The sequence below is a fragment of the Halomonas sp. KHS3 genome, from assembly GCF_000830495.1.
In the GTDB taxonomy this organism is placed as follows: domain Bacteria; phylum Pseudomonadota; class Gammaproteobacteria; order Pseudomonadales; family Halomonadaceae; genus Vreelandella; species Vreelandella titanicae.
In genome coordinates, this window is sequence record NZ_JWHY01000006.1 from 137710 (window position 1) to 151571 (window position 13862).

The window sequence follows — 13862 nt, forward strand, 5'->3', positions numbered from 1 at the left end:
AGGTTTTGTCTGCCGCATGCGGCAGACCGGAACTCACGACGGTTCAGTAACGAATGCATCAATAATCTGTTTAAAGTTGTCATCGCCCACAAAACCAAGCTGCTTGGCTTTCGCGGTTTCAAAACGCGCCGGCCAGCTCGCCACAATGGCTTCAATGCGCGGGTCAGGCTCATGGCGTACCAGCGCAAGCGCTTGCTCGCCGGCCACATCGCGCAGTGCTGCCAGCATATCGGCCACCGTGACGGTAATGCCGGGTAGCATAAAGGCACGAAAAGGGGCTAGGGCTTCGCTTGGTACTTCCGCACCATGGATCAGCGCCGCCACCACTCTGCCCGGTGACATCACAAACATCGGCAGCTCGGTAGGCACCGGGCAAACCGCCTCTTCGCCCTTGAGCGGCTCACGTAGGATGCTGGAAGCAAAGCTGGAGGCCGCAGCATTAGGGCGGCCGGGTCGAATCACAATCGTCGGTAGGCGCAGCACTAGCCCATCAATAAGTCCTCGGCGGCTGTAATCGTTGATGAGCAGCTCGCACATGGCTTTTTGTGTACCGTAGGAGTTTTGCGGATGGAGTGCCGTCATATCATCCAGTACCTCCGGCAACTCACCGCCATAAGCCGCCACGGAGCTGGCCATAATCAAGCGAGTATCGGATAGCTCCTGCTCCTGGCAGCCTTCCAGCAGCGCCCGCGTGGCATCGAAATTCACCCGCATACCAAGTTCCAAATCGGCTTCTGCGGCGGAGCTTACCACCGCCGCCAGATGGTAGATCACATCGGGGCGCTGCTCTAACACGCTATCCAGCGCGCCGGGTTGGGTAATATCCAGCGCCACTGATGTCACAGCAACGCTTCCCGCTGCAGGCTGCGGCGCTTCGATCTGGTCAATCAGTGTCAAGCGCGTAATGGGCTGTTGGCGAAGCTCACCGCGTTCAAGCAATTGCTTGACTAAACGCTGGCCGAGAAACCCAGCAGCACCGGTAATGGCAATATGCATCGTGAGGATCCTGTTGTAGTTTTGTTATTGTTCATTCAGTTGGGGCCGATCAGTGGGAGTCGAGCAGATAGTGCCGATCAGTGTGTGGTTAGGCCCCACACCTCGCCCCACCCCAGCCCCGCGCGAGTGTCAGCCTGGGGGCGATACTCGCAGCCGATCCAGCCGCTATAGCCCAGCGCGCTTAAGCGCTCGAAGATGGCCGGGTAACGCACCTCCCCCACATCCGGCTCGTGGCGCCCAGGTACGCCTGCGACTTGAATATGCCCGATGGCGCTGAACTGGCGTTCAAGGTGGCGAATCAGGTCGCCGTCCATAATTTGGCAGTGGTAGAGATCAAACTGTAGCTTTAGATTTTCTGCCCCTACTTCTTCCAATACCGCCATGGCCTGGGCCTGGCGAGAGAGAAAAAAGCCGGGCATATCGCGCGTATTAATCGGCTCGATCAGTATCTCTCGGCCAACTTTCGCCGCCTCTTCCGTAGCAAAATGCAGATTGCGGATATAGGTGGCGTGGTGTTCAGCCTGGGTCGAGGCATCGGCACCTTCCGGGAGCAGCCCCGCCATGGCATGCACCCGAGGGCAGTTGAGCGCCTCGGCGTAACGTAGCCCTTCAATCACCGAGTCACGGAACTCCCCTTCTCGGCCCGGCAAGCTCGCCAAGCCTCGTTCACCTGCATCCCAATCGCCTGGCGGCAGATTAAACAGCACTTGCTCCAGTTGGTGCTTGTTCAGCGCATCTCTTAACTCATCGGCGGCATAGGCGTACGGGAACAGGTACTCAACGCCTTTAAAGCCCGCCTTCGCAGCAGCGGCAAAGCGATCCATAAAGGCGTGCTCGTTAAACAGCATGCTGAGGTTGGCGGCTAATCGAATCATCGTGGTGCTCTTGTTGTTCAGTACGTCATTGTTAAGTACGTCGTTAATCCCGTGGAAAGCGCGCTTCCAGCTCCGCCACCTGTTCCGGCGTTAGCCCTCGCGGGTTTTCACCCCGTAGCAGCAGGTAGAGCTTGGCGGTTTCTTCCAATTCTTCGGTGGCGTAGATCGCTGCCTCGAGGTTTTTACCCGCCACCACCGGGCCGTGGTTAGCCAGCAATACCGCGCTGTGTTTGCCCGCTAACCCCCGCACTGCATCGCCCAGTTTGGGGTCGCCAGGAATGTGATACGGCACCAGCGGCAGTTTCCCCACCCGCATCACGTAGTAGGCAGTGAGTGGTGGTATGCAGTCGCAGGGATCTACGCCCGGCAGGCAAGAGACCGCCACCGAGTGAGTGGAGTGCAGGTGCACAATCGCGCCGGATTGCGGGCGCTCCTCATACATCGCCATATGCAAAAACTGCTCTTTGGTGGGCGAGTCGCCACTCATCAGTTGGCCGTTACTGTCCAAATGAGAGATTCGCGCAGGATCCAGCCGCCCCAAGCATGCGTTAGTGGGTGTCATCAGCCAGCCGCCATCGTCCAGGCGCACGCTGATATTACCGCTAGAGCCCATGGTCAGGCCGCGGTCAAACAGCGACTTGCCCAGGGTGCTGATCTGCTCCCGCAAACTGTTTTGGGGATGGCGATGCAAGTGGATGCTCATACCAGCACCTCAAACGCCCGGGTAAAGAAATCGACACCACCAAAGTTGCCAGATTTCAGCGCCAGCGACAGCGGCACTTCGCGACCCGTCATGAAAGTTTGCGTCCAGGGCACGCCGGGGTCGATCTGCTCACCAATGCGCAGAGTGGTAATGCCCAACGCCGAGACTACTGCACCTGACGTTTCGCCCCCGGCGACCAGCAACCGGCCAACGCCTTCATCTACAAGCTTGACAGCCAACTGGCTCAGCGCCTCTTCCACTAACGCACCCGCATGCGCAACGCCAAGGGCTTGCTGGGCGGCGTTAACCTTTTCAGTATCAGCCGAGGCATAGAGCAGTACCGGCGCCTCTTGAGATAAGCGCTTGCGGGCAAAGGCCAGCGCCTGCTCCTGCTGTTGTCCTTCTTCGGCCAACGCCAAGGGATCCAGGGCGAAGCCACCAGCAGGGTGCTTGGCCAGAAAATCCGCCACCTGGGACAGCGTGACCCGGGAGCAACTACCGGAGAGCACCAGCGCACCGCCCGAGGCAGGCGATAAACGCCCCGGCTCACTGATCGTGCCCAGCCAGCCCTGGGCACGATACTGGGCGGGCAACGCCTGCCCTAGCCCTGAACCGCCGGTGACCAAGGGCATCGCAACCGTAGCTTCGGCAAGTACATCCAGATCCTGCTCATCCAGGGAATCACAGATCACATGGCGAACCCCCTGATCTGCCAGCATCGTTAAGTGAGTGCGGGTCGCCTCTGCGCCTTGAACCAGCACCGCGCGGTTGGCTAAGCCCACCGGGTGCGGCGTTTGGCGGGCGAGTACTCGCACGAGATCCGCGTCCTGCATGGGGTTCAGTGGGTGGTGCTGCATACCGCTGTCGTTGAGCAAGCGGTCGCCCACAAACAGATGGCCTTGGTAGACCGTACGGCCGTTAACCGGGAAGGCGGGCACTATCACCGTCTGGTACGCGTCCAGGGCTTCCAGCAGCGCATCCGCCACCGGGCCGATATTGCCCTGGTCGGTGGAGTCAAAGGTGGAGCAGTACTTGAAGAACAGCTGCCGGGCGCCCTGCTGGCGAAGCCACTCAAGGGCAGCCAGTGAGTCCGCCACGGCTTCGTCTACTGGGCAGGAACGCGATTTCAGCGCCACGACCACTGCATCGATATCAGCGAGGTCGATTTCTTGCTGGGGCACGCCAATCACCTGCAGGCAGCGCATACCGCCGCGCACCAGGTTATTGGCAAGGTCGGTCGCTCCAGTGAAGTCATCGGCAATAGCGCCCAGTACGATGTTCGCTCCCATCCCCATTTTATTAGGCTCCCTGGGCGTCGTTGGCAGCTTCTGGCAACGCGATGCCCGATAACCGCTGGTAGACTTTAATCACTGCCGAGTCATCTTCGCGACCAAAACCTGCACCGCTGGCAGCGGTAAACTGCTGCAGAGCGCTGGACGCTACCGGTGTTGCCAATGCCAGCTCGCGGCCGGTTTGATGCACAATGTTGAGATCTTTGACGAAGATATCCACCGCCGAAAGCGGCGTGTAGTCACCACTCAGGATATGCGGCACGCGGTTTTCGAACATCCAGGAGTTGCCCGCCGAGTGGGTAATGACGTCATATATCACCTCTGGGTCGAGCCCCATGCGAATGCCCAGCGCCATGGCCTCAGCAGCGGTGGCGATATGCACACCTGCCAGCAGTTGATTGACCAGTTTCATACTTGAGCCAACGCCAGGCGCATCGCCAAGGCGATAAACCTTGGCAGCCATGGCGTTTAGCACCGCTTCGGCGTAGGTAAATGCCTCCGTTGCCCCGGATGCCATTACCGATAGTTCACCACTTTTGGCTTTAGCAGCACCGCCGCTAATCGGCGCATCCAGCAGCAGCAAGCCCTCTGCCGCCACACGCTCACCAAGCTGTTTGGCCTGACTGGGCGCCACCGTGGCGCACTGTATGATCAGACTGTCTCGAGCCAAGTGGCTTACCACACCCTGCTCACCGAACAGCACTTGCTCAACCTGCGCCCCGTTAACGACAACCACCAACACGATATGGCAGTGAGCAAGCTCGGCAGGAGTGGCTACGCTTTGCCCCCCTGCTGCCACGAAGGCATCGCGTGCCCCAGCGGAAATATCACACCCGGTCACATTAAAGCCCTGCTTGAGCATAGCGGTGGCCGTACCCATGCCCATGGCGCCCAGGCCAATAAGACCTACTTGAAGTGATTGCTTATCGTGTTGGCTCACCTAACGGCACCTCTTTGTTGTTGAGACAGTGGTTGAGACGGCTGTTGAGACTGTTGCTGAGATCGTTGTTGTGTTTGTCGCTCTCGTCGCAGTGCAATTAGAAGCTAAATGGTAGCGCTGTCATGATAGCGCTACCATTCGTTTTAGATTATTGTTGGCGTTACGACAAGCTGAAAATCAGGGACGTGCGACCAATGTCTAAAGACTCGCCCAACGCTGCCTCTCCCAGCCCTGCCAGGCAGCGCCGAAGCTCCGACCAAGTCACGCTCAGCCAAGTGGCGCAAGCGGCAGGGGTATCACCGATTACCGCATCTCGAGCACTGAACAACCCTGATAAGGTCAGCGATAGTGCACGCCTGAGTGTTCTACAAGCCGTAGAGCAATTGGGCTACGTGCCCAACTTGGTAGCCGGTAGCCTGGCCTCCTCCCGCTCGCGGCTGATTGCGGTGATTGTGCCGTCGCTGATCAATAGCGTGTTTGTGGAGGTCATCAAGGGGCTGCAGGAAACGCTGGAAGCCGAGGGCTACCAGATACTGCTGGGTAACACCGACTACGATCTAGACCGCGAGTATCAATTGGTGCGCACTTTTCTGGGCTGGTCATGCTCTGCACTGGTCACCGCTGGGCTGCGCCATAACAAGGCGTGTCATACGTTGCTGGCGAACTGGGATCACCCCATTATGGAGGTGATGGAGCTGGGCAAAGGCATGGATCTTAACGTTGGTCTGGATCACGTGGCGGCAGGCCGCTGCATGGCCGGCCATCTTATCGAAAAAGGCTACCGCCAGATTGTTTATGTAGGCGCCCGGCTCTCGCAGGATTATCGCGCCAGCATGCGTTACGAAGGCCATAAAGCGGTACTAAAGGAGAAAGGGATCGACGCCCCACTACTGGAACTAGATACCCTGGGCAGCCTACAGGCGGGCGCTGAAGGACTGGCCCAAGTGCTCGCGCAATACCCTCATACCCAAGCCATTCACTTTGCCAACGACGACTTGGCGGCAGGCGCCCTGCTGGCGGCTCAACGTCAAGGGCTAAGCGTGCCAGGGGATATCGCCATTGCCGGGTTTAACGGCCTGCCCCTTGGTCAGCACGTAACTCCTCAGCTCACTACCATTCTTTCACCCAGAGAAGAGATGGGCCGCTTAGCCGCCAAAGAACTCATCCGGCGTCTAAGCGGTAAAAACGTCTACCGCCGCCAGCACGATGTGGGCTTTACGCTCCAAACCGGCGGGAGTACTTAGGCCGTCTCAGCGCTCATATCGCTGGCGGTTGACCAAGAATTTCCAAGCCTGATCCCAGCTCGTTTTCAATCGCCTGACCGATTGCCAGCAGGCTGGCGTCTTGCCAAGGCCCCGCCAGCACTTGTAGGCCAACAGGCATACCTGCGGCGTCTTTCCCAACCGGCAGCGTTAAGGCACACAGGCCTAGGAAATTAGCGATCACCGTGTTGCGCAGGGCATGCATGTTGGCTTTGGGATAGGCACCTTCGGGCTGAAGACTCTCGATAGTGGGCGGGGTAATCGCCACCGTGGGAGTAAGGACTGCATCTACATCGGCCATGCGAGCGGCAGCAGAGGCGGCAAGCGAGTCCAGCACCGTGCGACGACGCACATACTCCCAGGCAGGCATGTCATCTGCCGCTTTAACGCGGGCGGCGACGTTAGGATCCAGGGAGTCAATCATCTCGGGTAGCTCGGTGTTTAGAAACGCTGCCAATTCCGGTGCAGCCACACCGCCCAGCTTGAAGAGTTCGTACGCTTCGTCGATGCCGGGCAACTCGAGGGTCACTATTCGCGCCCCGGCGGCTTCCAGTTGCTTAATGGCAGCACGTACGGTTTCCGCGATACCTGGACTGCAGTCGTCCCAGAAAAACGTTTTTGGCACCCCAAAGGTCAACCCGGCAAGCGTCGGTGTTGCTGGCATGCGATCATCCTGACCGCTAAGGCCGCCATCCAACGCATCGAACGCAAAGGCAAGGTCATCGACCCGCAGCGCCAGTAACCCTGGGGTATCCAGCGTGCTTGAAAGCGGTACGATCTGCTCGGTCGACCAGCGCCCGGCGGTGGTTTTCAGGCCTACTACGCCGGTCATTGAGGCGGGAATACGCACTGAACCGGCGGTGTCGGTGCCTAATGCCAAACTTGCCGTACCGCCCACCAGTGAAACGCCCGCGCCGGAGCTTGAGCCACCAGGCGTGCGGTGCTGATGTGCATCCCACGGGTTGCGTGGTGCTCCCCAATGGGCATTGGTGCCCAAGCCGCCAAAGGCAAACTCAACGGAGTGGGTTTTACCCATCACAGAAGGCAGCTGTTTCAATAGCGTGCTCACCACCGGGCCGGGACGCTCCCAGCGCTTCGGCAGGCGTTGAGAAGAGCCCGCATAGGTGGGTAGCCCAGTCACGGCGTAGATATCCTTGATCGATACCGTCATGCCCATTAGCGCCCCCGCATCACCACCCTGGGCGAGCACCGCATCGGCAGCTTTTGCCATTGCCAGTGCCTGCTCGCCGTTCCAGGTGAGGTAGGCGTGGTCGTGTTTGCCGCGCTGCTGATAAGCAGCGATTGCCGCTTCGGCCAGCGCGGTAGCGGTCAGCGTGCCCGCCCGCAGCCGCTCGCGCTGCTCACGCAACGGTAGAAAAATGGGTGAATCCTGCATGCTTTACGTACCTCTGTGGGTGCTTAACGCACTTCAAAAATCGCTTCGACTTCCACCGCCGCATTGCCGGGTAGTGTCGCTACCCCAATGGCGGTTCTAGCATGACGCCCCGCATCGCCAAACAGCGCGACAAAAAGCTCAGACGCGCCGTTAATGACCAACGGCACATCATGAAAGCCCGGCGCCACATTGACGAACCCATTCATGCGCACGCATCGCACCACGCGGGGAAAATCGCCATCAACGGCATCGCTGAGCGAGGCCAGTAGATTCAAGGCACACGCCTGGGCCGCCAGCTTGCCGGTTTCAAGATCGAACTCAGCCCCTACCTTGCCGGGATAGAGAACATCACCGTCACGCTCGCAAATCTGCCCGGCTAAAAACAGCTGGCTGCCCAACTGAGACCAGGGCAGAAACATGCCACGCGGCCTTGGAATCGCCGGTAACGTAAGGCCCTGCTCCGCCACCGCTTGTTCAATCGTTTTGCTCATGGTTCGTTGTCCTTATTGTTTAGCTTCATTAAACCAGCTGTTAATAGATTAACGAGGGCAGCCAGGTACTCAGCCACGGTATATAGGTGATGATGATCAGCGCTAACAGCATCAAGCCAATCAGCGGCAAACAGGCCTTGAACACTTCCTGCAGCGACATCTTGGAGATCGCCATGGCGACAAACAGGTTCAACCCTACCGGCGGCGTAATCATCCCCACCGAGAAGTTGATCAGCGTGATCACCCCAAAATGCACCGGGTCCACGCCTACCTGGGCCGCAATCGGTTGCAGCAGTGGCGAGAGCACAATGATGGCCGAGGCGCTATCGAGGAAGAAGCCAGCAACGATCATCACGACATTAAACAGCGCCATGACCTGAAACGGATCGTCTGTCCACGACAGCACCTCACCTGCCAGTTGGCTAGGCGTACCGGTAATGGCGAGCAGCCAAGAGAAAGCAGAGGCACCTGCGGTAATCAGCAGCAGCGTCGCGGAAATCAATCCAGAGCTTCTTAGTGTTCCCACCAGTTCCGTTACGTTAATGGTGCGATAAACCACCATGCCGACAAACAGGCCATATACGCAGGCGACCGCCGCCGATTCGGTCGGGGTAAAGACGCCACTGTAGATGCCCCCCAGCAGAATCACCGGCAGGCCAAGGCCCCAGGCAGCATCTTTAAAGGCTACCAAGATTTGCCTCAGCGAGGGGAAAGGGGCGCGCTCATAGCCTTTGATGCTGCTAAAGACGATGCAGTAGGCGATGAGAATCGAAGCGATCACAATGGCAGGCAGCAGGCCCGCTGCAAACAGCCGCCCCACTGAAGTACCGGTCACTGAGCCATAGATAATCAGCGCAATACTCGGCGGCACGATCGGCCCCAAGGTACCGGCGGTGGCGATCAACCCAATCGCAAAGCGCTTATCGTAGCCAGCAGCGACAAGTGCCGGGAACATGATCGAGCCAATCGCCACCACCGTGGCGGGGCTTGAACCGGAAATGGCCCCGAAGAAGAGACATGACAGCACCGTGGCCGCTGCCAAGCCCCCTGGCACCCACCCTACCAACGCCTTGGCAAGATTGATCAACCGGTCGGAAAGCCCGCCAATCCGCATCAGCTCCGCCGCCAGGATAAAGAACGGAATCGCCATCAGCGAAAAGTTGTTCATGCCGGTAAACATGCGCATCGGCACGATGACCGGATTGGTAGCGCCAAAGAACTCAATGGCAAGAAAGACCGCCAAAGCCAAGGAAGCAAAGATGGGCAGCCCAAGCAGCAGAACGGCAAAAAAGATCGGTAATAATGCAGTAATCATGGTCACCCTCCAGGGTTAAATGAGCTTATCCGACTCAGCCACAAGCTCTTCGGAGAGACTCACCGGAGGCTTTTTCCAGACTTCATTGATGACCCATAGATAACGCAGAATCAGCAGCACACCGGAAACGCCAATCGGCAGATAGAACCATGCCATCGGCAGGCGAAGTGCAGCGGTTAACTGTCCGCGATCCAGCGTGCTGAAATAGAGAACAAAACCGTAATAGGTCATAAAGCCAGCGAACACGATACCGATCAGTGCTGCGATCATGTGCAGCCAGCGGTTCACAGCAGGCGAGGCGATGGCATTCAGCACATCCACCGAAATATGCGTGCCATGGCGCACACCCATACTGGCACCTACAAAACTCATACAGATAATGGAGTAAATAACGACTTCTTCAGCCCAAAATAGCGAACCGCTAAAGCCGTAGCGATACACGACTTGGATGGTGGTGAGGATGGTCGCAATCGACATGAAAACGACCATCGCCACACTTTCCAAGCGATCAAGACATTTGTTGAGCGCTTCGAACATGAGATATCCACACCCTGAAAGGGGTAAGAAGAGAAGAGCCAGGTCTTAGTAGACCAGGTGGATCAATACTCGATACCCACAGCGTCATATACTTTATGCAGCAACTCCGTGGTGACGATATCTTCATACTCTTCGTGCACCGGCATGCTGGCTTCAATAAAGGCGTCGCGCTGCTCTGGGGTGAGCTCATTGATCGCAATCTCGTCTTTGATCTCTTCCATGATGGTCTCTTCGTCCTGCAGCGTTAGCGCACGGGACGTGTCTCGGCCGTTATCGAAGGCTTCCTGCATGACCGCTTGCAGATCTTCCGGCAGCGAGTCCCAGGAGTCCTGGTTCATTACCGCCGCATAGGCGTGGTAAGCGTGATTGGTCAGCGAGAGATAATCCTGCACCTCATGGAAACGCATGGTATAGATGTTGGCCAGTGGGTTTTCCTGCCCCGACACCACGCCTTGCTGCAGGCCGTTGTAAACCTCGGTGAAGGCCATTGCGGTGGCGTTAGCGCCCAGGTTTTCATAGGTGGAGATGATGATCGGCGCCTGCATGGTGCGCATGCGGATACTGTCCATATCCTCGGGGGTTTTGATCGGGCGATCATTGTTGGTGATATGGCGGAAGCCCGCTCCCCAGAAGTTGACGCCGTACATGTTATGGCCATTCAGGGTATCGAGGATTTCGCGACCCACTTCACCATCCAGGGTTTCCACCATGGTGTCGTAATCGGCAATCAAGAACGGCAGATCCAAAATCTGCATGCGCGGCTCAAAGTTGCCCAGGGTGGCCGTTGGCGGGATACCGATATCGACCAGGCCCATCTGAATCTGCTCAATGATTTCAACGTCGCCACCCACCTGAGCGGCCGGCAGTACGTTAATCTCGATACGACCGTCGGACTTCTCCTCTACCTCCTCTTTAAAGCGCAGCGCCGCCTGGCCGTTTGGCGTTTCTTCAATCAACACGTGTGCGAAGCTGAAGGTATAGTCGGCCGCATGGAGTTGAGCCGCACTTAGAGAAGCGACGGCAATAGCAGCAGAGAGGGTGGCTTTTGTCAGCGTTAGTTTCATGTCCAGCACCTTATTTAGTTATGGTGAATTGCTTTTTAGTTTCCTGTTATTGCAGTTGAGCAATGTTACAAGGCCGCTCACGCCATCAAGCGTTCCATCGCATCCCCCAGCGCTTCGCGCGGGGTACTACTCAGCAGCAAAGCAAGTGCAAGCCTTGCCTTGCGTGCACTGATATCGTTGAGCGCGATCACCCCAGCCGAGACCAAATCAGCCAGGCTGCCGCTAAACTCATAACTGGTGTTCACCGGCCCTTGAGCGCAACTACTCACGACCGCTACAAGGACACCTGCGCTAACCAATGCTCGTATTTCGTTCATCCAGCCAGGTGGCACGTGGCCCCGGCCTAAGCCATCGATCACCACCCCCTTCGCGCCACTCTCTAAGCAGGCTTTCAGCAGTGCTGGCGAGGCATCCAGATAGGCGGGCAGTAGATCGACACGCGGCAGCGGAACATCCCAGCCTTCAATGGGGGGCTCAATCGCAGTCCCTGTGTGATAAAGCTTGAGCCGTTGACCGTCGATATACCCCAGCGAACCAGCGCCGGGGGCATCAAATCCATGCAACTGGAAACTGCTCACCTTGCGGGCATAGCGCGCAGCAAACAGCGACTCGTTGAATACCACGACACAGCCAAGCTGACTCAGTTGGGGGCTGACCGCCGCCACGATGGCATCGCAGATGTTTTTAAAGGCGTCGGTACCTAACTGGTGAGGCGCCCGCTGGGAACCGGTGATCACACACGGTTTATCCGCTGGCAGCGTGAGCGATAGAAAGTAAGCGGTCTCTTCCAAGGTATCGGTACCGTGGGTAATCACCAGACCGTCCACATCGGCTCGCGACAATGCTCTCCGCCCTTGGCAATGGAGTTCAGCAAGATCGGCGAGAGTGACGGCATTACTGGGTTTCTGCAGGATCGACATCACTTCTAACGTGACGTCGACACCCTGCGGCAGCGCTACCTGATCCAGCAGCTGCTCGCCGCTTAGCTCCCCTGACTGGCTTCGGCCTGAATCACTGGGCTTGCTGGCAATAGTGCCGCCCGTGGTCAATACCACGATGTGCTTTTTGGTCATTCAGGTTCCCATCTTTTATGCTTTGCGTCACAGACAACAGACATCAGATGTCTGATTTCAGACTAGACTAAAGAACAAACCATTAGCAAGGCAGTCACATAAAACAATGGAAAATAAGAATATGTCTTTTAAATATATGCAATCGGCTGTCTTAAGCCGCTAGGCTTAGGGCATTGATAAAATGCAGGAAACACCGATGAGCCACGCGAGGCCCTCATGAGTTTTAAACGCCAGCCCGAGATTAGCTCGACCCGTACAGCCTCTTTTGGAGATTCAATGGATCGCAGTTCAGTTGCGCTGCAACTGCTAGAGCGTATTAAAAGCGCTCTTATACGAGGCGACCTCAAGCCAGGGGATTACCTGCCCTCGGAAACGGAGCTCACTCACACCCTGGGCATTGGTAAATCCAGCGTGCGTGAAGCCATCAAGATGCTGCAAGCGATAGGGATCGTTGAGGTCAAACGGGGTCAAGGCACCATGATCCGCCGCGAACCAGGCACACCGCTCGTCGACCCGATGGCGTTCGGGATGATCCTGGCGCGAGGCATGACGCGGGATGTACTGGAATTCCGTCTGATGTTTGAACCAGCGTATACCCTTCAAGCCATGCATACCGCCACAGCAGAGGACCATCAACGTATTCAGCAGAGTATCGACGCCATGGAAGAAGCCATCCGAGCGGGTGCTCAAACCTCCAAGCACGATATTGCCTTCCATCGCGCCATTCTGCACAGCACCCATAACCCCATGACCATCCGCGTCGGCGAAACCTTGCTGCAACTGATCGAAGCCGCACTGGAAACCTCCATGCGCTCACTACCGGAAACCGCCTTGAAGGACCATAAAGCTATCTATGCGGCCTTCAAAGCAGGCGATACCGCCGGTATTCATGCAGCGATAGCCGTTAGCAGTGAAAGCTGGGAAACCAACCTAACTTATGAAAGTGACAGCGAATTAAGTGCAGCCCCACGTTAGGGCTCTTTTTGTAACCAGGCGTCAAAAAAGGTCATAAATGCGCACGTTTTGGCGGTTATGTGCCGCCCCGGCGGATAGACTGCATAGGCGCCGCCTTCCGGCAGTGTCCACTCTTCAAGCACTCGCACTAAACGCCCAGCCGCGATCTCTGGCGCCGCGGTCATATCCGGCAATACGGAGAGACCGCCGCCAGCGACCATCAGTGCGACTAAGCTCACCGTTGAGTTGGCTGCCAACCCTGCGCTCATTTGCACCTCATACCGCTCATCGCGTCGCTGGAAAGTCCAGGTTAACGGCGCTTTTAACGGCGTAAAAGCGATCCATGCATGGTCTTCCAGCGCCTTGGGGTGTGAAGGCGTGCCGTAGCGTTTCAGATAATCAGGAGCAGCCACCACATGCTGTTGAAAAGTGCCTATTCGACGGGCGCGTAGCGTGGAGTCTTTTAGCCAGCCTAGACGAAACGCTAAATCGATGCCGTCCTGCACCATATCGCTTACTTGGTCGCCGCTACGTAGTTCTATATGCAGCGCAGGGTGCAAGCGGCTAAACGCCACCACTGCGTCGCTCAACACCCCGGCGGCGTAATCTTCGGGAGCCGTGATACGCAACTCGCCGTGCAGCTGTTGGGTGTCGCTCACGGTACTGGCAAGCGCCCCCTGCAGATCTATTAACAGCGGGTGGCACTGATGGTAGAGCGCCTCTCCGGCCTGAGTGAGCTGAACCCGCCGCGTGGTGCGGAGGAACAGCGTTACACCCAGGCGCGTTTCCAACTGCCGAATTTGCAGGCTGACACGGGTTTTCGTGCAGCCTAGCCGCTCCGCTGCCTTGGTAAAGCTGCCGGCTTCCACCAGAGCGACAAAGATCGGCAAACCGTTTAAATCGAACTCGTTGGCGGTGGTCATTTATCGCCCTACTGTTATGAAATCGATAACAGTAAATTACG

14 protein-coding genes are annotated in these 13862 nt (G+C 57.4%); 2 read left to right on the forward strand and 12 right to left on the reverse strand.

What is annotated here, in order from left to right:
• Nucleotides 1–33: 33 nt before the first annotated feature.
• From denD to ltnD, 5 genes are all read right to left on the reverse strand, one after another.
• Complete coding sequence (gene denD / locus RO22_RS15515) at nucleotides 34–996, reverse strand: D-erythronate dehydrogenase (protein ID WP_041158740.1); 963 nt, start codon at nucleotides 994–996, stop codon at nucleotides 34–36.
• A gap of 77 nt (nucleotides 997–1073) precedes the next feature.
• Nucleotides 1074–1871 (reverse strand): 2-oxo-tetronate isomerase, encoded by a 798-nt coding sequence (otnI, locus tag RO22_RS15520; RefSeq protein ID WP_041158741.1) that lies wholly within the window; start codon nucleotides 1869–1871, stop codon nucleotides 1074–1076.
• Between the two features lie 43 nt (nucleotides 1872–1914).
• Nucleotides 1915–2574: a 3-oxo-tetronate 4-phosphate decarboxylase gene (gene otnC, locus RO22_RS15525; protein WP_022521629.1), complete on the reverse strand. Its 660-nt coding sequence runs from the start codon at nucleotides 2572–2574 to the stop codon at nucleotides 1915–1917.
• Nucleotides 2571–3869 carry a 3-oxo-tetronate kinase gene (gene otnK / locus RO22_RS15530; RefSeq protein WP_041158742.1) on the reverse strand — a complete coding sequence of 433 codons (1299 nt, stop codon included), beginning with the start codon at nucleotides 3867–3869 and terminating at the stop codon, nucleotides 2571–2573. Before otnK ends, otnC begins: the two co-directional genes overlap by 4 nt.
• 4 nt (nucleotides 3870–3873) lie before the next feature.
• The gene (gene ltnD, locus RO22_RS15535) at nucleotides 3874–4806 is read right to left on the reverse strand and encodes an L-threonate dehydrogenase (RefSeq protein WP_022521627.1); all 933 of its coding nucleotides are present in this window, start codon (nucleotides 4804–4806) and stop codon (nucleotides 3874–3876) included.
• A gap of 194 nt (nucleotides 4807–5000) precedes the next feature.
• On the opposite strand from ltnD, the gene RO22_RS15540 reads away from it, so the two are divergent.
• Nucleotides 5001–6050: a LacI family DNA-binding transcriptional regulator gene (locus RO22_RS15540; RefSeq protein WP_052475653.1), complete on the forward strand. Its 1050-nt coding sequence runs from the start codon at nucleotides 5001–5003 to the stop codon at nucleotides 6048–6050.
• 13 nt (nucleotides 6051–6063) lie between these two features.
• Here the strand turns inward: RO22_RS15540 and RO22_RS15545 are convergent, their stop codons facing one another.
• From RO22_RS15545 to RO22_RS15570, 6 genes are all read right to left on the reverse strand, one after another.
• On the reverse strand, nucleotides 6064–7464 hold the full coding sequence (locus RO22_RS15545) for an amidase (RefSeq protein WP_052475654.1): 1401 nt from the start codon (nucleotides 7462–7464) through the stop codon (nucleotides 6064–6066).
• 23 nt (nucleotides 7465–7487) lie between these two features.
• Nucleotides 7488–7955 (reverse strand): RidA family protein, encoded by a 468-nt coding sequence (locus tag RO22_RS15550; protein WP_041158743.1) that lies wholly within the window; start codon nucleotides 7953–7955, stop codon nucleotides 7488–7490.
• Nucleotides 7956–7995: 40 nt separating this feature from the next.
• Nucleotides 7996–9270, reverse strand: a complete 1275-nt coding sequence (locus tag RO22_RS15555) for a TRAP transporter large permease (RefSeq protein ID WP_009285971.1) — start codon at nucleotides 9268–9270, stop codon at nucleotides 7996–7998.
• Between the two features lie 15 nt (nucleotides 9271–9285).
• Nucleotides 9286–9807, reverse strand: a complete 522-nt coding sequence (locus tag RO22_RS15560; protein WP_039857381.1) for a TRAP transporter small permease — start codon at nucleotides 9805–9807, stop codon at nucleotides 9286–9288.
• A gap of 62 nt (nucleotides 9808–9869) precedes the next feature.
• Nucleotides 9870–10871, reverse strand: a complete 1002-nt coding sequence (locus tag RO22_RS15565) for a TRAP transporter substrate-binding protein (protein ID WP_041158744.1) — start codon at nucleotides 10869–10871, stop codon at nucleotides 9870–9872.
• 77 nt (nucleotides 10872–10948) lie between these two features.
• A complete protein-coding gene (locus tag RO22_RS15570; protein ID WP_027957126.1) occupies nucleotides 10949–11944 on the reverse strand; it encodes an asparaginase in 996 nt (331 codons plus the stop codon).
• Nucleotides 11945–12220: 276 nt separating this feature from the next.
• Here RO22_RS15570 and RO22_RS15575 point away from each other — a divergent pair, with 276 nt between their 5' ends.
• Nucleotides 12221–12919: a FadR/GntR family transcriptional regulator gene (locus RO22_RS15575; RefSeq protein ID WP_235270520.1), complete on the forward strand. Its 699-nt coding sequence runs from the start codon at nucleotides 12221–12223 to the stop codon at nucleotides 12917–12919.
• On the opposite strand, the gene RO22_RS15580 is transcribed toward RO22_RS15575, so the two are convergent.
• The gene (locus RO22_RS15580; RefSeq protein WP_041158745.1) at nucleotides 12916–13821 is read right to left on the reverse strand and encodes a LysR family transcriptional regulator; all 906 of its coding nucleotides are present in this window, start codon (nucleotides 13819–13821) and stop codon (nucleotides 12916–12918) included. The two genes, RO22_RS15575 and RO22_RS15580, sit on opposite strands and share 4 nt — an antisense overlap.
• Between the last annotated feature and the right edge of the window lie 41 nt (nucleotides 13822–13862).

Excerpts from the sequence above, each read along its gene's own strand:
- RO22_RS15555 (WP_009285971.1), bottom strand. The coding sequence starts at position 9,270 with ATGATTACTGCATTATTACCGATCTTTTTTGCCGTTCTGCTGCTTGGG.
- RO22_RS15575 (WP_235270520.1), top strand. The coding sequence starts at position 12,221 with ATGGATCGCAGTTCAGTTGCGCTGCAACTGCTAGAGCGTATTAAAAGC.
- otnK (WP_041158742.1), bottom strand. The coding sequence starts at position 3,869 with ATGGGGATGGGAGCGAACATCGTACTGGGCGCTATTGCCGATGACTTC.
- otnC (WP_022521629.1), bottom strand. The coding sequence starts at position 2,574 with ATGAGCATCCACTTGCATCGCCATCCCCAAAACAGTTTGCGGGAGCAG.
- RO22_RS15565 (WP_041158744.1), bottom strand. The coding sequence starts at position 10,871 with ATGAAACTAACGCTGACAAAAGCCACCCTCTCTGCTGCTATTGCCGTC.
- RO22_RS15550 (WP_041158743.1), bottom strand. The coding sequence starts at position 7,955 with ATGAGCAAAACGATTGAACAAGCGGTGGCGGAGCAGGGCCTTACGTTA.
- RO22_RS15540 (WP_052475653.1), top strand. The coding sequence starts at position 5,001 with ATGTCTAAAGACTCGCCCAACGCTGCCTCTCCCAGCCCTGCCAGGCAG.
- otnI (WP_041158741.1), bottom strand. The coding sequence starts at position 1,871 with ATGATTCGATTAGCCGCCAACCTCAGCATGCTGTTTAACGAGCACGCC.
- RO22_RS15560 (WP_039857381.1), bottom strand. The coding sequence starts at position 9,807 with ATGTTCGAAGCGCTCAACAAATGTCTTGATCGCTTGGAAAGTGTGGCG.
- RO22_RS15570 (WP_027957126.1), bottom strand. The coding sequence starts at position 11,944 with ATGACCAAAAAGCACATCGTGGTATTGACCACGGGCGGCACTATTGCC.
- denD (WP_041158740.1), bottom strand. The coding sequence starts at position 996 with ATGCATATTGCCATTACCGGTGCTGCTGGGTTTCTCGGCCAGCGTTTA.
- RO22_RS15545 (WP_052475654.1), bottom strand. The coding sequence starts at position 7,464 with ATGCAGGATTCACCCATTTTTCTACCGTTGCGTGAGCAGCGCGAGCGG.
- RO22_RS15580 (WP_041158745.1), bottom strand. The coding sequence starts at position 13,821 with ATGACCACCGCCAACGAGTTCGATTTAAACGGTTTGCCGATCTTTGTC.